Here is a 19198-nt window from a genome sequence, read left to right as displayed (position 1 = left end):
GGCGTGCCAGCGGGCGGGCGTGATCGAGCGGGCACTTCTCGTCACGATCGGCGGCCGGCCGCGACACGTTGCGCCCGCCCGGCGAACGCCCGCGGCGTGTTCTGGCCGATGGCCGCGGGGTGCACGCGCGATCCCCAGCCTCGGCACCGCTCCGCGCGCCGGGCGGGGCTGGCCGGAGCTGTCGGTACCGGGGGGGATACTGGTCGGATGCCGCTGTACCGGGACGAGTGCGTCGTCCTCCGCACCCACAAGCTCGGGGAAGCGGACCGTATCGTCACGATGCTGTCCCGGCAGCACGGCAAGATCCGTGCCGTCGCGAAGGGCGTCCGCCGCACGGCCTCGAAGTTCGGCTCCCGGCTGGAACCCTTCATGGTCGTGGACGCCCAGTTCTACGAGGGCCGGTCGCTCGACATCGTCACGCAGGCGGAGTCCCTCGGCTCGTACGGTGCCCAGATCGTCGCCGACTACGGCGCCTACACCGCCGCTAGCGCCATGGTCGAGACCGCGGACCGCCTGAGCGAGGCCGACGCGGGCCTCCAGCAGTACCTGCTGCTCGTCGGTGCGCTCCGGTCGCTGTCCCGCGGCGAGCACGTGCCGACGGCGACCCTCGACTCGTACCTGCTCCGGGCGATGAGCATCGCCGGCTGGGCGCCCTCCTTCAGCGACTGTGCCGTGACGGGGGAGCCCGGGCCGCACTCGGCGTTCGTCGTGCAGCTCGGTGGGGTCGTGTGCGACCGAGCCGCCCCGCCGGGAACGCCGCGACTCGACCCGGCGACGCTCGCCGTGCTGGGGTCGCTTCTCGCGGGCGACTGGACGGCCGTCGACGCTGCCGACGAGCGGACGAGATCCCGCGCGTCGGGCGTGGTCGCGGCGTACGCCCAGTGGCATCTGGAACGATCGCTGCGGTCCCTGCCGCACGTCGACCGCACGGAGCGACCGGCAGCGGTCGAACCGGCACCGGGTGGGGTGCCAGCTGCGGTCGCCGCGACGCCGGCACCGCCGGTCCCGGAAGCAGATCTGCCACACGAGGCCGCCGGACCCGTCGTCGCAACGCCCGGCACCCCCGTTCTCGACCCAGCAGTGCGCGACACCACAGGCCGCCCCCACCCCGGAGGAACCCCCGCATGAGCCCACGTCGGTACGCCGAGCCCGCGCCGATCAGGCCGCTCGACTGGACGGGCGCGTACCCGCCCGCGATCCCGAACCAGTTCGTCCCCCGCCACGTCGCGATCGTGATGGACGGCAACGGCCGGTGGGCGAACCAGCGCGGACTGACGCGGATCGAGGGGCACCGCGCGGGCGAGGCCTCGTTGCTCGACGTCGTCGCCGGCGCCGTGCAGATCGGGGTGAAGCACGTGTCGGCGTACGCGTTCTCGACGGAGAACTGGAAGCGGTCGCCCGACGAGGTCCGCTTCCTGCTCGGCTTCAACCGCGAGGTCCTCCACCGTCGACGCGACCAGCTGAACGCCTGGGGCGTCCGGATCCGCTGGGCCGGCCGCCGCCCGAGGCTCTGGCGCAGCGTCATCGACGAGCTGCAGGAAGCCGAGCGGATGACCGCGCACAACGACGTCTGCACGCTGACGATGTGCATCAACTACGGCGGTCGGAACGAGATCGTCGACGCCGTTCGGAGCATCGCCGAGGACGTCGCCGCTGGACGCCTCAAGCCGAACCACGTGACCGAGAAGACCCTCGCGAAGCGGCTGTACATCCCGGACCAGCCCGACGTCGACCTGTTCATCCGCAGCTCGGGCGAGCAGCGCACCTCGAACTTCATGCTCTGGCAGTCGGCGTACGCCGAGATGGTGTTCCTCGACCAGCTGTGGCCGGACTTCAGCCGGACCGACCTCTGGGGCGCTATCGAGGAGTACGCGGGCCGTGACCGGCGGTACGGCGGAGCGGTCGACGCGCCGACGGCCTGACTCGCTGCGCTCACCCTGCGCGCGGCCACGTCGTGAGGACCGAGCGGCGCGCTTCGTCGTCTCGCGCCGCTCGGCCTTCTGATCAGGAATCCCCGATCGAAGCACGTGCGTCGTTCAGGGGACTCCCTCAGCGGAGGTGGCCGACCGCCGCCCGCACCGTGTCGAGGGCGGCCCGGATGCTCGGCACGCGATCGGCTCCGCGAGCCACGACGACCTCGACCCGTCGGGCGAGATCGTCGTCCACCGGGTCCACCGTGACCTGCGGCGGGACCACCGTCGTGACGAGCGCGAGCCGGGGCAGGAGCGCCACCCCGAGTCCAGCGGCGACGAGCCCGACGACGGCGGCGGCGTTGTCCGTCTCGAGCACGATGTCCGGCGTGAACCCCGACGCCGCACACGACGCGAGCAAGTGTCCGCGACAGCGCGGGCAGCCCCCGATCCACCGCGCGTCCCGGAACGTGCCCAGGTCCACCGCGGTGCCGGCCCCGGTGCGGGCCGACCCGGTCGTACTGACCGGATCCGCGCCTCCTGTCCGGGTGGTGTCGGCCGGCCGCACCAGGACGAGCGGATCCCGCCCGAGCGTCCGCGTGACGAGCCCGGGGTCGGGCGCGGCGGCCACGTCGTCCCCGTCGTAGGTGAACGTCAGCGCCACATCGACCTCACCGCGCCGCAGGAGGTCGAGTGCCTCGGGTGGTTCGACCTCGACGTAGGACGTGGTGACGCCCGGGTTCGTGGCGGCCATCGCGGCGAGCACCGCCGGGACGAGCGTGGACGAGGCGCTCGGGAACCCCGCGATGCGCACGCGACCGCGCTGCAGACCGCCGACGGCGTCGAGGTCCTCCTGCGCGGCGGCGAGGGCGGCCTGGACGCGCAGCGAGTGGTCGGCGAGGACGCGACCGGCCTCGGTCAGCGTCGCTCCGCGTGCGGCCCGCAGCACGAGTGCGTGCCCGAGACGGGCCTCGGCGCGGTTGAGCAACTGGCTCACCGCGGGCTGGCTGTACCCGAGCCGGCTCGCAGCGCGGCTGATCGACCCGGCGTCGCCCACGGCGCGCAGGACCCGGAGCAGCTGGGGATCGATTTCGTCCACAACATGATGTTATGGGACCGCCAAGAAGCCTGCCCTGGCGTGATGGCAGCGGCGGCGCGACCCTGGGGCCATGGACACCTTCGTCGACGGCCACGGCTACCTCGCCGCGTGCACCGCGGGCCTGCCGACCCGGGGGACCCTCGCCGCCGCCCGAGCCGACCTCGACGCGTGGTCGCGTGCCGAGTCCACCCCGCTCCGCTACGGCGCCCTCGTGGAGGAGGGCCGTGCGCTCTTCGCCACGATCGTGGGGGTGCCGGCGGACCGCGTCGCGACCGGGTCCCAGACGTCGGTGATGACCGCGGTCGTCGCCGCCGCGCTCCCGGATGGCGCCGAGGTCGTGGTGCCGGAGGGCGACTTCAGCTCGATCGTGTTCCCGTTCCTCGCCGAGGCGCACCGGGGCGTGCACCTGCGGAGCGTCCCGCTCGAGGACCTCGCCGCATCGATCGGCCCCGACACCGTGCTCGTCGCGTGGTCCGCGGTGCAGTCGGCCTCCGGCATCGTGACCGATCCGGCGCCGATCACCGCTGCCGCCCGGTCCGTCGGGGCGCTGACGCTCTGCGACCTCACCCAGGCAGCCGGGGTGCTCCCCGTCGCCGCGGCCGACTTCGACGTCACGGTCACGCACGCCTACAAGTGGCTGTGCGCCCCGCGCGGCGTCGCGTTCATGACCCTCTCCGACCGGGCACTCGCCGAGCTGCGGCCCGTCCAGGCCGGGTGGTACGCCGGCCAGGACGTGTGGGCGTCCTGCTACGGTCCCGCGATGCGGCTCGCCGACGACGCCCGCCGGTTCGACGTCTCCCCGGCCTGGCCCGCGTGGCCCGGCGCCGTCGCCGCGCTCCGGCACGTCGCGTCCCTCGACATGGCGACGGTCTGGAGGCACGCCACCGGTCTCGCAGACCAGCTGGCGGACGTCCTCGGCGCACCACGGCGGGGGCAGGCGATCACCACGTTCGCGGACGCCACCGGTTCGGCGCTCACGGCGCTGACCGCCGCGGGCATCACCGCGTCCGGGCGCGCCGGCCGACTCCGGCTCGCCTTCCACCACTGGAACGACGCGTCGGACGTGACGCGCGTGGCGGACGCGCTCCGCGCGGTGGACGGCTTCAGAGCCGGGGACTGAGGCGACGGCCGGGAGCCGCGCCGGGCCTCCCGGCCGCTACCATTGCCGGGACCGTTCCCACACCGCGCATCCAGCTCGGCGAACCCAGGAGTCTCCTTTGGCACAGCCCTCCCGTCTCGACAGCGTCATCGCCCTGGCCAAGGGCCGCGGCTTCGTGTTCCAGTCGGGGGAGATCTACGGCGGATCCCGCTCCGCGTGGGACTACGGGCCCCTCGGCGTCGAGCTGAAGGAGAACATCAAGCGGCAGTGGTGGCAGCGGTTCGTCCGCGGCCGTGGCGACATGGTCGGGCTCGACTCCGCCGTGATCCTGCCGCGCAAGGTGTGGGAGGCCTCCGGGCACGTCGCCACCTTCACCGACCCGCTCGTGGAGTGCCTGCACTGCCACCACCGCTTCCGTGAGGACCACCTGCTCGAGGCCTACGAGGCGAAGAAGGGCCGCGCCCCCGAGACCGGCATGGCCGAGATCGCGTGCCCGAACTGCGGCACCCGTGGCCAGTGGACCGAGCCCCGGGAGTTCTCCGGGATGCTCAAGACGTACCTCGGCCCGGTCGAGTCCGAGGAGGGGCTGAACTTCCTGCGCCCCGAGACCGCGCAGGGCATCTTCGTCGACTTCGCCCAGGTCGTCACCACGAGCCGTATGAAGCCCCCGTTCGGCATCGGCCAGGTCGGGAAGGCGTTCCGCAACGAGATCACGCCCGGGAACTTCATCTTCCGGACGCGCGAGTTCGAGCAGATGGAGATCGAGTACTTCGTGCCGCCGGCGTCGGCCGCGGAGCACTACGAGCAGTGGATCACCGACTCGGTCGCGTTCTACACCGACCTCGGCATCGACCCGGAGAACCTGCGGCGCTTCGACGTGCCGGACGGCGAACGCGCGCACTACTCCGACGCGACCGCGGACATCGAGTACCGGTTCGGGTTCGCCGGGTCGGAGTGGGGCGAGCTCATGGGCGTCGCGAACCGCACCGACTTCGACCTCAACAACCACATCGAGGCCTCCGGCAAGGACCTGCGGTTCTTCGACCAGGCCGCGAACGAGAAGTACGTGCCGTACGTCATCGAGCCGTCGTTCGGTCTGACGCGCGCGCTCATGGCGTTCCTGCTCGACGCGTACCACGAGGACGAGGCCCCGAACGCGAAGGGCGGCGTCGACAAGCGCACCGTGCTGCGGCTCGACCCGCGCCTGGCGCCCGTGAAGGCCGCGGTCCTGCCGCTGTCCCGCAACGAGCAGCTGTCGCCGGTGGCGCGTGGGCTCGCCGACGACCTGCGGAAGTACTGGAACGTGGACTTCGACGACGCGGGGGCGATCGGTCGTCGTTACCGTCGCCACGACGAGATCGGCACGCCGTTCTGCATCACGGTGGACTTCGACACGCTCGAGGACAAGGCCGTCACGGTGCGGGAGCGCGACACGATGGGGCAGGAGCGCGTGTCGCTCGACCGGCTGCAGGGGTTCCTCGCGGAGCGGTTGCTCGGCGCGTAGGGCGCGGCGGGTCGGCGCTGCGCGTCGCTCGCGCGGCTCGCGCGGCTCGCTTCGAACCACGAAACCGACATCGAACAAGGGACACGCCCTGGTTCGATGTCGGTTTCCTGGTTCGACCCGCAGCGAGCGCGCGGGGCGCGGGGCGCGGCCGGGCGTGGCGGGCGCGGTGCGGCCGGCGCGGGCGGCCCGGCCGGGAATGCGCCGCCGGCACCCGCGTTGGCTCCAGCATGAGCGACACAGTCAAGGTCGATGTCTGGTCCGACATCGCGTGCCCCTGGTGCTACATCGGCAAGCGGAAGTTCGAGGCCGGCGCGGCCGCGTTCGGTGCCTCGCCGGACAGCGCACCGATCGAGGTCGAGTACCACTCCTTTGAACTGAGCCCCGATACCCTCGTGGACTTCGAGGGCACCGAGGCCGAGTTCCTCTCCGGCCACAAGGGCATGCCCGTCGAGCAGGCGCAGCAGATGCTCGGCCAGGTCGGCGGGATCGCCGCATCGGTCGGCCTGCACTACGACTTCGACGCGATGCACCACACCAACACCGTGAAGGCGCACCAGGTCATCCACCTCGCGAAGCAGCACGGCAAGCAGCTCGAGATGGTCGAGCGGCTGTTCACGGCCTACTTCGAGCGTGGCGAGCACGTCGGTCGGGACGAGTCGCTGGCGGACCTCGCGGCCGAGGTCGGTCTGGACCGCGAGGAGGTCCTCGCCACCCTCCGCGACGACTCGCAGCTCGCAGCCGTCCGGGCCGACCAGGCCCAGGCGCAGGCGTTCGGCATCAACGGCGTCCCGTTCTTCGTCATCGACGGCAAGTACGGCGTCTCCGGTGCCCAGGACCCCGCGGCGTTCGAGCAGGTCCTCCGGCAGGTGGTGGCCCTCCGGGAGGCCGACCCCGAGGGCGTCGCGAACCAGGACCAGCGGGCCGCCGAGGACGCGGCAGCGGATGCGGCGGTGACCCGATGACCGACGTGCGCGTCGCCGGGTCGGGGGAGCAGCGCCTCCAGTCCGCACCGTCCGTGCCGGACGCCCTGACGGGCCGCACCGGCCTGGAGGCGCGCCCTGCCCTCCTGACGCTCGTCACGTCCGGCGGTGCGCCGGTCTGCGAAGGTGACTCGTGCTTCGTGCCCGGCGCCGAGGGCATCTGGGCCGAGATCCCGGACTGAGGCGGCTGCGCCCGGCGGGATCTCGTTCCGCGGGGGCCCAGGGCTGTCGAGACGCCCCCGTGCCGCGGGGACGCCGCCGTCCTGCGGGGACGCCCCCGTGCCGCCGCGACGCCGCCGTCCTGTGGGGGCGCCGCCGTCCTGTGGGGACGCCCCCGTTCCGCCGCGACGCCGTGGTCGTGCCGAGACGCCGCCGCATCTGGCGGCGTTTCGAGACCCGGGCGGCGCCTCACGACGACGGGGGCGTCCGTGTCGGCTTCGGGACGCGCGCGTGCCGTCGCGACGGGGGCGTCTCGACCGGTCCCGCGTCAGCTGCGCGCGGGTTCCTCGTCCGTGATGTCGGCGACGGTCGCGCCGTACGCGGCGATGAGGGCGTCGGCGTCGACGAAGGCGCTCGCACCGTGCCTCCCGGCACCGAGGGCCACCCGCCGGCCGGTGATCCGCTCGTCGGCGTAGACCGGCAGGTCGCCCGTCGCGCCGATCGGGGTGATGGTGCCCCGTTCGTAGCCCGAGGCCTCGAGCGCGGTCGCTGCATCGGGCATCGAGAGCTTGTTGACCCCGACGACGGTGCGGAGCTTCTTCCACGCGATGCTGCGACCACCGGGCACGAGGGCGAGCAGGAACCCGCCGTCGTGTCGCTTCACCACGAGCGTCTTCACGATGTCGCCGGGGTCGATGCGGAGCAGTGCCGCAGCTTCCTGCAGGGAGTCCGCCGCCGGGCGTTCGACGACGTCCACGGCGAGGCCGCGGGCTGCGGCGTCCTGGTCGAAACGGTCGGTCGCGGAGAGCGTCATGGGGAGAACGCTACCGGCGCGGAGCGACGTGGGAGGATGGACCCGGTATGACGATCACACAAGCGCCCCGGAAGCCCCTGCGCATCGGCCCCATCGAGGTCGACGTGCCGGTCGTGCTCGCGCCGATGGCGGGCATCACGAACATGGCGTACCGCCGACTGTGCCGTGAGTACGGCGCCGGCCTGTACGTCTGCGAGATGATCACGTCCCGCGCCCTGGTCGAGCGGACTCCGGAGTCGATGCGGCTCATCCAGCACCACGAGTCCGAGACGCCGCGCTCGATCCAGCTGTACGGCGTGGAGCCGAACACCGTGGCGGAGGCCGCCTCGATCCTGGTCGGCGAGGACCGTGCGGACCACATCGACCTGAACTTCGGCTGCCCGGTCCCGAAGGTCACCCGGAAGGGCGGCGGCGCTGCGCTGCCGTGGAAGCTCGACCTGTTCCGGGACCTCGTGACGAAGACCGTCCGCGCTGCCGGCGACGTCCCGGTCACGGTGAAGATGCGCAAGGGGATCGACAACGACCACCTGACCTACCTCGACGCTGCCCGGATCGCCCGCGACGCCGGGGTCGCTGCCGTGTCGCTGCACGCACGGACCGCGAACGAGCACTACTCGGGGCACGCGGACTGGTCCGCCATCGCGACCCTGAAGGAAGCGGTCACCGACATCCCGATCCTCGGCAACGGCGACATTTGGTCGGCCGCCGACGCGCTGCGGATGGTCGACGAGACCGGAGCCGACGGCGTCGTGGTCGGTCGTGGCTGCCTCGGGCGGCCGTGGCTGTTCGGCGACCTCGCGGCGGCGTTCCGCGGCGAGGGGCTCCGCTACATGCCGTCCCTCGGCGAGGTCGCGGTCGGCTTCCGTCGACACGCAGAGCTCCTGGTCGAGTTCTTCGAGTCCGAGGAGCACGGCTGCCGCGACATCCGCAAGCACGTCGCGTGGTACTTCAAGGGGTACCCGATCGGCGGCGACGTCCGATCCGGCTTGGCGATGGCGTCGAGCCTGCAGGAGATCGACGACCTGCTCGCCCAGCTCGACCACGACGCTCCGTACCCCGGTGCGGACGCCGAGGGACCGCGCGGGCGGGCCGGGCACCCGAAGCGCACCGCGCTCCCGGACCGCTGGCTCGAATCGCGTGACGTCGACAGCGAGTTCCGCAAGGTGCTCGCCGCCGCCGAGCTGCACCACAGCGGCGGATGAGCGCGACCGCCTCCTACGGGCCCGCCGACGCCGAGCGCTGGTTGCCGGAGACCCACGGCAACCGCCGTTCGGACTTCGCCCGCGACCGAGCCCGCCTGCTCCACTCGAGTGCGCTCCGGCGACTCGCCGCGAAGACCCAGGTGCTCAGCCCGACCACGGGTCTGGACTTCGCGCGGAACCGCCTGACCCACTCGCTCGAGGTCGCACAGGTCGGCCGCGAACTCGCCGACCAGCTCGGACTCGACCCGGACGTCGTGGACACCGCGTGCCTCGCGCACGACATCGGGCACCCACCGTTCGGGCACAACGGGGAGACCGCGGTGAACGCCTGGGCTGCGGGTATCGGCGGGTTCGAGGGGAACGCACAGACCCTCCGTCTGCTCACCCGGCTGGAGCCGAAGGTCTACGGTCCGGGTGCGGACGGTGACGACGACCGCCCGTACGGGCTGAACCTGACGCGCGCGTCGCTCGATGCGAGCTGCAAGTACCCGTGGCCCGCGGCCCAAGGGGTCGCCGAGGCGTCCTCGGGTCGCACGAAGTTCGGGTTCTACGACGACGACCACGACGCGTTCGAGTGGCTCCGTGCCGGCGCGCCCCGCCGGCAGCGGTGCATCGAGGCGCAGGTCATGGACCTGTCGGACGACATCGCGTACTCCGTGCACGACTTCGAGGACGCGGTCGTCGCGGGCTTCATCGACGTGGCGGCGCTCGGGGACCGCGTGGGGGAGAACGACATCGTCTCGGCGATGCACGCGTGGGTCGGGAGCGACCTCAGCCGGGAGGAACTGCTCGAGGCGTTCGAGCGCCTGCGGTCGTTGCCGCTGTGGATGACGTCGTACGACGGCTCCCGGCGTGATGCCGCGCGGCTGAAGAACCTCACCTCGCAGCTCATCGGGCGGTTCGCGCGGACGGCGACGGCCGCCACACGGGAGTCCTACGCGTCCGGGTCCCTCGTGCGCTTCGCCGCGAGTGTCGTCACGCCGCCGGAGATCATCGGGGAGATCTCGGTGCTGAAGGGCATCGTCGCGGCGTTCGTGATGACGCAAGGCGATCGGCAGCCGGTGTACGAGGACCAGCGGCGGATCCTCACGGAGCTCCTCGACGCCCTCGCGGCAAGTGGGAGCGCTGACCTCGAGCCGGGGTTCGCCGCCGACTGGCGTGCCGCATCGGACGACGCCGGGCGGTTGCGCGCCGTCGTGGACCAGGTCGCGAGCCTGACCGACCAAGGCGCGATCGCCTGGCACCGGCGGCTCGTGGTCGGGGAGCGCGAGACCACGCACATCCCGGTCTGAGCGCGCAGGTCCTCCGCCGGGCGCGGTCATCCGCGCGAGACGCCGCCGTGTCGCAGGGCCGGACGGTGCCTGGGACGCCCCCGTCTACGCGAGACACCGCGGACTGGGCGAGACGCCGCCGGATTCGGCACCGTCTCGTGCGCTCGGGGGCGTCTCACGGGAACGGGGGCGTCTCGGCGGCCGCGCCCGCCGCGCCGGCGCCGCCGGCACCCAGGCACCCCGGCGTCCGGCGTCGGCCGCACGAACTAGGATCGAGGGGTGGCTGGCAGGATCGCGCGGAACGACATCGACGAGGTCCGCGCGCGCGTGAACATCGCCGACATCGTCGGCGACTACGTCACCCTGAAGTCCGCCGGAGTCGGTTCGCTGAAGGGCCTCTGCCCGTTCCACGACGAGCGGTCCCCGTCGTTCCACGTGCGGCCGCAGGTCGGTCGCTACCACTGCTTCGGCTGCGGCGAGGACGGCGACGTCTTCGAGTTCATCATCAAGCAGGACCACACGACGTTCCAGGAAGCCGTCGAGCGGATGGCCGCCAAGATCGGCTTCACCCTGCACTACGAAGAGGGCGACGGCCCCCGCACCGACTACAACCAGCGTGCCCGGTTGATCGCCGTGAACGAGGCAGCGCTGGCCTTCTACCAGGCGCAGCTCACGACCGCAGCGGCCGAGCCCGCCCGCCAGTTCCTCGGGGAGCGTGGGTTCGATCCCGCGGCAGCGCAGCACTTCGGCGTCGGCTTCGCACCGCAGTCGTACGACGCCACGCGTGAGCACCTCCGCGGCCGCGGGTTCTCGATGGACGAGATCCTCGCCGCGGGCCTCGCCGGGCAGGGCGACCGGTCGCCGTACGACCGGTTCCGCGGCCGTCTCATGTGGCCCATCCGCGACGTCACCGGAGCGACGATCGGGTTCGGCGCCCGCCGGTTGCTCGAGGAGGACAAGGGCCCGAAGTACCTCAACACGCCCGAGACCCCGATCTACCACAAGAGCCAGGTCCTCTACGGGCTGGACCTCGCGCGGCGGGACATCTCGAAGCAGAAGCAGGTCGTCATCGTCGAGGGCTACACCGATGTGATGGCCTGCCACCTCGCGGGGGTGACGACGGCCGTGGCGACCTGTGGCACGTCCTTCGGCGTCGACCACATCAAGGTCCTCCGCCCGATGCTCGGCGACCTGGCCGGTGCCGACCCGAACGCGAACGGCGAGGTCGTCTTCACCTTCGACCCGGACGACGCCGGGCAGCGTGCAGCGAGCCGCGCCTTCGCGGAGGAGCAGCGGTTCGCCGCCCAGACCTACGTCGCCGTCGCTCCCGAGGGGCTCGACCCGTGCGACCTCCGACTCGCGCGCGGCGACGACGCGATCCGCCGACTCGTCACGAACAAGCGCCCGATGTTCGAGTTCATGATCCGGCGCACGCTCGACGGCCACGACCTCGAGACCGTCGAGGGCCGGGTCAGTGCCCTCCGCGCCGCTGCTCCCGTCCTCGCCGGCATCCGCGACCGGTCGCTCACCCAGGGGTACGTCCGCGAACTCGCGGGGTGGCTCGGCATGGACATGCCGGAGGTCCGTCGCGCGGTCGAGACGGCTCGGCGACGCGCGGCCGCCGTCACCGACGACCGGTCTGGAGGCACGGGTGGCGCCGGACGCGCCGGCTCCGGTGGCGAGACGCTGCCGCCGGACGAGCCCGTGGCCGGCATCAAGATGCTGCCGAACGACCCGATCACCCGGATGGAGCGGGACGCGGTGATGGCCATGGTCCAGCAGCCCGGTCACGTCGGCGTCCCGTTGCTCGGCCTCGCCGCGTCCGCCACGTTCTCGGCGCCGATGCTCGCGGTCGTCCGTGACGCGGTCCTCTCGAACGTCGACGCGGTCGGCGCGGGGGACTGGCTCGACCGCCTGCTGCAGGACGTCCCGACCCCGTTCCGCGGGCTCGTGCAGGAACTCGCCCTCGCCCCGATCCCGGCGCGCAACGACGCCGACCTGGCGCACTGGACCCGCAGCATCGTCGTGGCGTTGGTCGAGCGCGACATGCTGGCGCGCAAGGCGTCGCTGCTCGGGCAGCTGCAGCGCGCCGACCCCCACGAGCAGGCCGAGCGTCGTGCCGAGATCCAGCGTCAGCTCATGGAGATCGACGCCCAGCGGATGCGACTGCGCGCCGACGCCGAGGCGTCCTGACCGGCAGGAGCGGGGCAGCGCATTCCGTTGCAGAGCGCAACTTTCCTGCGTCGATCCGGCGCGTCCAGGCGCACATCTTGCTCCTGACACCGCAGCCGCGCATTACAGCGGTGTAAACAAATCCCCCTCGGTTCGTTGCGTTTCGTGACAGGGTGATAGCAATGAGCGTCCCTGGGCGGGCACACAGTGGCTCCATCGCCCTCCCGGAACCCTTGCAATCATGACAAGAGAGGCACCGGATATGGCATCCGTTACCAAGTGGAGCAAGCGCGCGATCGCGCTCGGCGCCGGAGCAGCAGCGACGGCGCTGGTGCTGACCGGCTGCGCGGGCGGCGGCAGCGGCGGCTCCGGCAACCTGAACGGCCTGATCATCGGCACGACCGACAAGATCGTGTCGCTCGACCCGGCCGGCTCGTACGACAACGGCTCCTTCGCCGTGCAGAACCAGGTCTTCCCGTTCCTGATGAACACCCCGACGGGCAGCCCGGACGTCAAGCCGGACATCGCGACCAAGGGTGAGTTCACCGACCCCACGACGTACACGGTCACGCTCAAGAAGGGCCTCGAGTTCGCGAACGGCCACAAGCTCACCTCGAGCGACGTGAAGTTCTCGTTCAACCGCGAGATCAAGATCAACAACGCGAACGGCCCGCAGTCGCTGCTCGCGAACCTCAAGAGCATCGACACGCCGAACGACACGACGGTCGTGTTCCACCTCGACCACGCCGACCAGACCTGGCCGCAGGTGCTCTCGAGCCCCGCCGGCCCGATCGTGGACGAGCAGGTCTTCTCGGCGACCAAGCTCACCCCGGCGCAGGACATCGTGAAGGGCAACGCGTTCGCGGGCCAGTACACGATCAAGTCCTACAAGGAGAACGACCTCATCGCGTACGAGGCGAACCCGAAGTACGACGGGGTCCTCGACAAGGCGAAGACGAAGGACGTCACGGCGCAGTACTTCGCCAAGGAGACCGACCTGAAGCTCGCGGTCCAGAAGGGTGACGTCGACGTGGCGTACCGCTCCCTGGCCCCGACCGACATCACGTCGCTCCGCTCGAAGAAGGACCTGCAGGTCATCGACGGCCCCGGTGGCGAGCTCCGCTACCTGGTCTTCAACTTCAAGACGCAGCCGTTCGGCACCGGTCAGACCGGGGCCGACGCCGCGAAGGCCCTCGCGGTCCGCAAGGCCGTGGCCGACGTCGTCGACCGCGCCGCGCTGGCCAAGGACGTGTACAAGGACACCTACACGCCGGCCTACTCGATGGTGCCGGACGGCCTGACCGGCGCAGCGACGCCGTTCAAGTCGATGTACGGCGACGGCAACGGGGCCCCGGACGTGTCGAAGGCGAAGAAGACCCTCGCCGACGCGGGCGTGACCGGCAAGATCGCGCTGGACATCCAGTACTCGCCGGACCACTACGGCTCGGCCTCGGACGACGAGTACGCCCTGCTGAAGACCCAGCTCGAACAGACCGGCCTGTTCACCGTGAACATCCAGTCCACGGTGTACACGACCTACGCGGTCGAGCGCACGAAGGACACCTACCCGGTGTACCAGCTGGGTTGGTTCCCGGACTTCTCGGACGCCGACAACTACCTGTCGCCGTTCTTCACGAAGGAGAACTTCGTGCAGAACCACTACGACGACCCGACGATCCAGAGCCTCATCGCGAAGGAGCAGGAGGAGTCGGACAAGTCCAAGCGTGCTGACCTGATCAAGCAGGCCCAGGAGCGCGAGGCGTCCCAGATCTCGACCCTCCCCCTGCTGCAGGGCAAGTCGGTCGCCGTCGCCGGGAAGGACGTCAAGGGCGTCACGCTCGACGCGTCGTTCAAGTTCCGCTACGGGACCATCAGCAAGTAACCCGATGCAGGACAGGGGGTGCTCCCACGAGGAGCGCCCCCTGTCCCACGTCCGCGAAAGGCACCCCACCCCGTGACCCTCACGAACGCCGAGGCGGTCGAGACCGAGCCCACGAAGCCCCAGGCGCAGCGACGCGCCGGGGGCGGCGGACTCGGCCGGTACGTCCTGATCCGCTTCCTGCTCATCTTCCCGACCGTCTTCATCCTGGTGACGCTCGTGTTCTTCCTGATGCGCGTCATCGGGAACCCGATCACCGCGTCGGTCGGTGGCCGGCTCACGCCGTCGCAGTTGCAGGAACGCCTGCACGCCGCCGGGTACGACCGCCCGGTGATCGTCCAGTACCTCGAGTACCTGGGCCGCATCATCCGCGGTGACTTCGGCACGTCGGTGACCGACAACCGCCCGATCACCGAGATCATCCTGCAGTACGGGGGCGCCACCGCCGAGCTCGTGTTCTACGCGCTCATCGTCGCCCTCGTGCTCGGCATCCCGCTCGGCATGCTCGCCGCCTACCTCCGCGACAAGTGGCCCGACGTCCTGCTCCGGGCACTCGCGATCCTCACCTACGCGACACCCGTGTTCTTCGGCGGTCTGCTGCTGAAGCTCGTCTTCTCGGTGTGGCTCGGCTGGCTGCCGCTCGGCGACCGCGCGTCGACCCGCGCCGAGCTCGTGTTGAACCAGGTGCCGAACGCGACCGGCGTCTACATCATCGACGCGATCCGGACGGGCAACGGGCAGATCATCTCCGACGTGCTCGTGCACGCGATCCTGCCGGCGCTGACGCTCGGGCTGTTGACCGCCGGCATCTTCCTGCGCCTGGTGCGCGCGAACATGATCGGCTCGCTCGGGTCCGAGTACGTCGACGCGGCCCGCTCGCGCGGTGTCCGGGAGGCACGGCTCGTCCGCACGCACGCGTTCCGTCCGGCGCTGGTCCCGATCATCACCGTGATGGGCCTTCAGATCGCGATGCTGCTGGGTGGCTCGGTGCTCACCGAGACCACCTTCGGGTGGCGCGGGCTCGGGTACGAGCTGAACCAGTACCTGTCCGCCCGGGACTTCGTCGCCGTGCAGGGCATCGTCGCGCTGCTCGCCGTCATCGTGGCCGTGACCAACTTCGTCGTCGACATCGTCGCGGCGCTCATCGACCCGAGAGTGAGGTTCTGACCATGGCCGACGTCACCCTCGTCGATCGTCACGAGTCAGCCTGGAAGCGCCTGCCCGTCGTCGTCCAGCTCCGCAAGAGCACCGGCTGGCAGCGCGCCATGCTCATCGTCGGCGTCGTCATCTGCGCCCTGTACCTGCTCGTCGCGGTGTTCGCGCCGCTCATCGCCCCGTACGGCTTCGGCCAGCTGCAGTCGAGCACCGGCGTCGGGTTCCCGCGCACGGGTTCGCCCAGCCCCGCGCACATCTGGGGCACCACCGTCGGCGGGTTCGACGTGTTCAGCCGCGTCGTGTTCGGTGCGCGCACCGCGGTGCTCGTGGTGATCGTGGCGGTCGTCGTCTCGATCATCGTCGGCGTGCTGCTCGGCATGGTGTCCGGCTACCTCGGTGGGTGGCTCGACCGGGTGCTCGTGGTCGTCGCGGACGCGGTGTTCGCGTTCCCGTCGCTGCTCCTCGCGATCGTCGTCTCGATCGTGATCTCGGGTGGCAACTCGAGCTACTCCGGCGGCATCCTGGCGGCGGCGATCTCGATCACCGTGGTCTACGTGCCGCAGTACTTCCGTGTGATCCGGGCCGAGGCGGTGCGCCTGAAGAACGAGGCGTTCGTCGAGTCCGCCCGCGTGATGGGCACGAACCCGTGGCGCATCATGACCCGGCACGTCTTGCGGAACTCCACCCGGAGCCTGCCGCTGATCCTGACGCTCAACGCGAGCGACGCGATCCTGACGCTCGCCGGGCTCGGCTTCCTCGGGTTCGGCATCGGCCCGACCGCCGGCGCCGAGTGGGGCTACGACCTCAGCCGCGCACTGTCCGACGTCGCGAGCGGCGTCTGGTGGACGGGTGTCTTCCCGGGCATCGCCATCGTCGTGCTCGTGCTCGGCGTGACGTTCATCGGTGAGAGCCTCAACGACATCTCGGACCCGCGCCTCCGTGCACGGCGCCGACTGAAGCAACTGGTCTCCACGCAGCACGTGGCGACCACGACGGAAGGGGCGGGCGCATGACCGACGCACCCACGGGCCTCCCGGCCGACCACGAGCCGGCCGACCACGAGCCGGCCGACCACGAACCGGCCGACCACGCACCGACCCACGGCGAACCGACCGATCGCCGGCACCCCGACGACGACGCCGCCGACGCGGCCCGCATGGCGGCCGCCGGCCTGGCCGAGCCGGTGGTCGTCGTCGACGACCTGACCGTCACCTTCGCGACCGACGGCGGCGCCGTCGACGCCGTGAAGGGCGTCAGCATCGACGTCCGACCGCGTGAGGTCCTGGCGATCGTCGGCGAGTCCGGATCCGGCAAGTCCGTCACGGCGCGGAGCATGCTGCGGCTGATGCCCGAGACGGCGACCCTCGGCGGCGCGGTGCTCCTCGACGGCACCGACGTGGTGTCGGTCGGACAGCAGCGGCTGCGCGAACTCCGCGGGACCGCCGGTGCGATGGTGTTCCAGGAGCCCTCGACCGCCCTCAACCCGGTCTTCACGGTCGGGTGGCAGATCGCCGAGGGCCTCCGGGCGCACGGCGGCGTCTCGAAGAAAGAGGCGCGCGCCAAGGCGATCGACTACCTCCGGCGGGTCGGCATCCCCGACCCGGAGGTCCGCGTCGACCACTACCCGCACCAGTTCTCCGGCGGCCAGAAGCAGCGTGTCGTCATCGCGAGTGCGCTGGCCCTCGAGCCGAGCGTCATCATCGCGGACGAGCCGACGACGGCGCTCGACGTCACCGTGCAGGCCGAGATCCTCGACCTGCTCCGGCGGTGCCGCGACGAGTTCGGGGCGGCGATCGTCGTCATCACGCACAACATGGGCGTCGTGGCCGACCTGGCCGACCGGGTCGCCGTGATGTACCAGGGTGAGATCGTCGAGGAGGCCCCGGTGCGCGAGCTCTTCGCGAACCCCAAGGCCGACTACACGAAGCGCCTGCTCGCCGCCGTGCCGCGGCTCGAGGCCTCGACCGGGACCGCCCGCCGCGCTGCCGTGTCGCAGGACGTCGAACCGCTCGTGTCCGCCCGCGGGCTGGAGATCGAGTACCCGGGACGCCTCGGCAGCCCGGCGTTCCGCGCTGTGAAGGGCGTCGACCTGGACATCCGTCCGGGCGAGGTCCTGGGGCTCGTGGGGGAGTCCGGCTCCGGCAAGACCACCATCGGCCGGGCGATGGCCGGCCTGACCCGGGTGTCCGGGGGGTCGCTGAAGGTCCTCGGCACCGAGATGCTCGGGTACCGCGAGCGCGACTTCAAGCGGCTGCGCAAGGACATCGGGTTCGTCTTCCAGGACCCGGCGACGTCGTTCAACCCGCTGCTGACGATCGCCGAGTGCGTCGCCGAGCCGCTGGTCGTGCACGGCGAGTCGTCCTCGCCGCGTGCCGCGCGGAAGCGGGTCGACGAACTGCTCGAAGCGGTCCAGCTGCCCGCCGCGTACGGCGACCGGTACCCGCACGAGCTCTCCGGTGGGCAGCGCCAGCGCGCGTCGCTCGCCCGGTCGCTCGCGCTCCGGCCCAAGCTGCTCATCGCGGACGAGCCGACGAGCGCGCTCGACGTGTCCGTGCAGGCACGCGTGCTCGAGCTGTTCCTCGAGCTGCAGCAGGACATGGGCTTCGCGTCGCTGTTCATCAGCCACGACCTCGCCGTCGTCGGTGCCCTGTCCGACCGCATCGCCGTGCTCTACCGCGGCGACCTGGTCGAGACGGGGACGACGGCCGAGGTGCTCGGTGCGCCGCGGCACCCGTACACGCAGCGGCTGCTCGCCTCGCTGCCCGTCCCGGACCCGGCGGAGCAGGCAGCGCGACGGCGTACCCTGGAGCAACTGGAGCGCGTCGGGTCCTGACCCGACACGACCGGCCTGGAGGCGCGACCGGCGTCGTCGACGCGAGTCGCGCCTCCAGGCGGTCGCCTCCACTGCTGTGCACACGGCGGGCCGTCCACCGCGGCACGCCGCGACCGCCGCCAGGGGGCGGCGTGGAAGGGGACCCATGATCGCGGTGAACGGACCTGCCGTCGTCGCTGACGACGTGTCGATCGAGTACCGGAGCGGCCGCGGAGCGGACGCGATCCGTGCCGTGGACGGCGTGAGCCTGACCGTCCGTCAGGGCGAGATCCTGGCCGTCCTGGGGGAGTCCGGGTCGGGGAAGTCGACGTTCGCCGCCGCCGTGGCGGGGCAGCTCGGCGCCACCGGCGAAGGGGACGGCGCGCACCGCCGGCACATCACGGGCGGGGAGCTGACGGTGCTCGGACAGCGCACGCGCGGGCTCCGGCCGTCGTCGCGGAAGCTCGAACGGCTCAGCGGGCGCATCGGGTACCTGCCCCAGGACGGCGCCGACCGACTGAGCCCGGACCTGACCGTGGGCGAGGCGATCGCCGAGCCGATCTACGCGCGCGACCGTCGGTTCGACCGGAAGGAAGCGGGCCTGATGGTCGCGCGGCTCGTCGACGCCGTGCACCTGCCGCTCGGCGTGATGCGCCTGAACACCTGGGAACTCTCGAGCGGGCAGCGTCAGCGGGTCGCCCTGGCACGTGCCCTCGTGCTCGAACCGCAGCTGCTCGTCGCGGACGAACCCGCCCGCGGCGTCGACGTGCTCGTCCGCCAGTCCGTCCTCGAGGCGCTGGCCAACCTGCAGCGCAACCGTCAGTTCTCGGCGGTCGTCGTCTCGAGCGACCTGCGCGAGGCCCGGGCACTGGCCGACCGGGTCGCGATCATGGCCGAGGGCCGACTGGTCGGGCTCGGGACGTTCGACGAGGTGCTCGACAACCCGGTCGACCCGTACGTGAAGACCCTGGCGTCGACCGCCGCACGGCCGGTGAAGCGCCGTCCAGCGGCGGCCGCCCCGCGTCGCTCGTCGGCACCCCGGCGGCCGGTGGGTGCCAGCACCGCACCCCGCACCGATCGTCAGGAGAACGCGTGAGCACCGAGCAGTCCACCTCGTCGTCGGCCCCGGTGACCCCTGCCGC

Annotated in this window: 15 protein-coding genes and 1 pseudogene; 14 read left to right on the top strand and 2 right to left on the bottom strand. The window is 71.5% G+C overall.

Annotated elements, in window-relative coordinates:
- Positions 1-207: 207 nt before the first annotated feature.
- Both recO and J7E22_RS15445 read left to right on the top strand, forming a co-directional pair.
- Positions 208-930 (top strand): annotated as a pseudogene (gene recO, locus J7E22_RS15450) (DNA repair protein RecO); the annotation flags it as partial.
- A gap of 194 nt (positions 931-1124) precedes the next feature.
- The gene (locus J7E22_RS15445) at positions 1125-1922 is read left to right on the top strand and encodes an isoprenyl transferase (RefSeq protein ID WP_214982720.1); all 798 of its coding nucleotides are present in this window, start codon (positions 1125-1127) and stop codon (positions 1920-1922) included.
- Between the two features lie 127 nt (positions 1923-2049).
- Here the strand turns inward: J7E22_RS15445 and J7E22_RS15440 are convergent, their stop codons facing one another.
- Positions 2050-3009: a LysR substrate-binding domain-containing protein gene (locus J7E22_RS15440; protein ID WP_214982719.1), complete on the bottom strand. Its 960-nt coding sequence runs from the start codon at positions 3007-3009 to the stop codon at positions 2050-2052.
- 70 nt (positions 3010-3079) lie between these two features.
- Here J7E22_RS15440 and J7E22_RS15435 point away from each other — a divergent pair, with 70 nt between their 5' ends.
- The 4 genes from J7E22_RS15435 (at position 3080) to J7E22_RS15420 (ending at position 6774) form a co-directional block, all read left to right on the top strand.
- The gene (locus J7E22_RS15435; RefSeq protein ID WP_214982718.1) at positions 3080-4129 is read left to right on the top strand and encodes an aminotransferase class V-fold PLP-dependent enzyme; all 1050 of its coding nucleotides are present in this window, start codon (positions 3080-3082) and stop codon (positions 4127-4129) included.
- 97 nt (positions 4130-4226) lie between these two features.
- Positions 4227-5612 carry a glycine--tRNA ligase gene (locus J7E22_RS15430; RefSeq protein ID WP_214982717.1) on the top strand — a complete coding sequence of 462 codons (1386 nt, stop codon included), beginning with the start codon at positions 4227-4229 and terminating at the stop codon, positions 5610-5612.
- Between the two features lie 227 nt (positions 5613-5839).
- Entirely contained in the window at positions 5840-6574 is a 735-nt protein-coding gene (locus J7E22_RS15425; protein WP_214982716.1) for a DsbA family protein, read from the top strand.
- A complete protein-coding gene (locus J7E22_RS15420; protein WP_214982715.1) occupies positions 6571-6774 on the top strand; it encodes a hypothetical protein in 204 nt (67 codons plus the stop codon). Before J7E22_RS15425 ends, J7E22_RS15420 begins: the two co-directional genes overlap by 4 nt.
- Positions 6775-7079: 305 nt before the next feature.
- Here the strand turns inward: J7E22_RS15420 and J7E22_RS15415 are convergent, their stop codons facing one another.
- Positions 7080-7565, bottom strand: coding sequence for an aminoacyl-tRNA deacylase (locus tag J7E22_RS15415; protein WP_214982714.1), 486 nt, complete (start codon positions 7563-7565; stop codon positions 7080-7082).
- A gap of 47 nt (positions 7566-7612) precedes the next feature.
- On the opposite strand from J7E22_RS15415, the gene dusB reads away from it, so the two are divergent.
- From dusB to J7E22_RS15375, 8 genes are all read left to right on the top strand, one after another.
- Positions 7613-8767, top strand: coding sequence for a tRNA dihydrouridine synthase DusB (dusB, locus tag J7E22_RS15410; protein WP_214982713.1), 1155 nt, complete (start codon positions 7613-7615; stop codon positions 8765-8767).
- Entirely contained in the window at positions 8764-10059 is a 1296-nt protein-coding gene (locus tag J7E22_RS15405; RefSeq protein ID WP_214982712.1) for a deoxyguanosinetriphosphate triphosphohydrolase, read from the top strand. The genes dusB and J7E22_RS15405 overlap by 4 nt, the downstream gene beginning before the upstream one ends.
- A 258-nt stretch (positions 10060-10317) precedes the next feature.
- Positions 10318-12231: a DNA primase gene (gene dnaG / locus J7E22_RS15400; RefSeq protein ID WP_214982711.1), complete on the top strand. Its 1914-nt coding sequence runs from the start codon at positions 10318-10320 to the stop codon at positions 12229-12231.
- 241 nt (positions 12232-12472) lie between these two features.
- A complete protein-coding gene (locus J7E22_RS15395; RefSeq protein ID WP_214982710.1) occupies positions 12473-14092 on the top strand; it encodes an ABC transporter substrate-binding protein in 1620 nt (539 codons plus the stop codon).
- 72 nt (positions 14093-14164) lie between these two features.
- Positions 14165-15256, top strand: a complete 1092-nt coding sequence (locus tag J7E22_RS15390) for an ABC transporter permease (protein ID WP_214982709.1) — start codon at positions 14165-14167, stop codon at positions 15254-15256.
- Between the two features lie 2 nt (positions 15257-15258).
- Positions 15259-16257 (top strand): ABC transporter permease, encoded by a 999-nt coding sequence (locus J7E22_RS15385; protein WP_214982708.1) that lies wholly within the window; start codon positions 15259-15261, stop codon positions 16255-16257.
- Positions 16258-16400: 143 nt separating this feature from the next.
- Entirely contained in the window at positions 16401-18077 is a 1677-nt protein-coding gene (locus J7E22_RS15380) for an ABC transporter ATP-binding protein (RefSeq protein WP_214982797.1), read from the top strand.
- Positions 18078-18222: 145 nt separating this feature from the next.
- Complete coding sequence (locus J7E22_RS15375; RefSeq protein ID WP_214982707.1) at positions 18223-19152, top strand: ATP-binding cassette domain-containing protein; 930 nt, start codon at positions 18223-18225, stop codon at positions 19150-19152.
- Positions 19153-19198: the final 46 nt, after the last annotated feature.

The organism is Curtobacterium sp. ISL-83, assembly GCF_018613895.1.
Lineage (GTDB): Bacteria > Actinomycetota > Actinomycetes > Actinomycetales > Microbacteriaceae > Curtobacterium.
The sequence above is the reverse complement of the archived record's forward strand: the minus strand, read 5'-3'. Positions and strand labels throughout refer to the sequence as shown.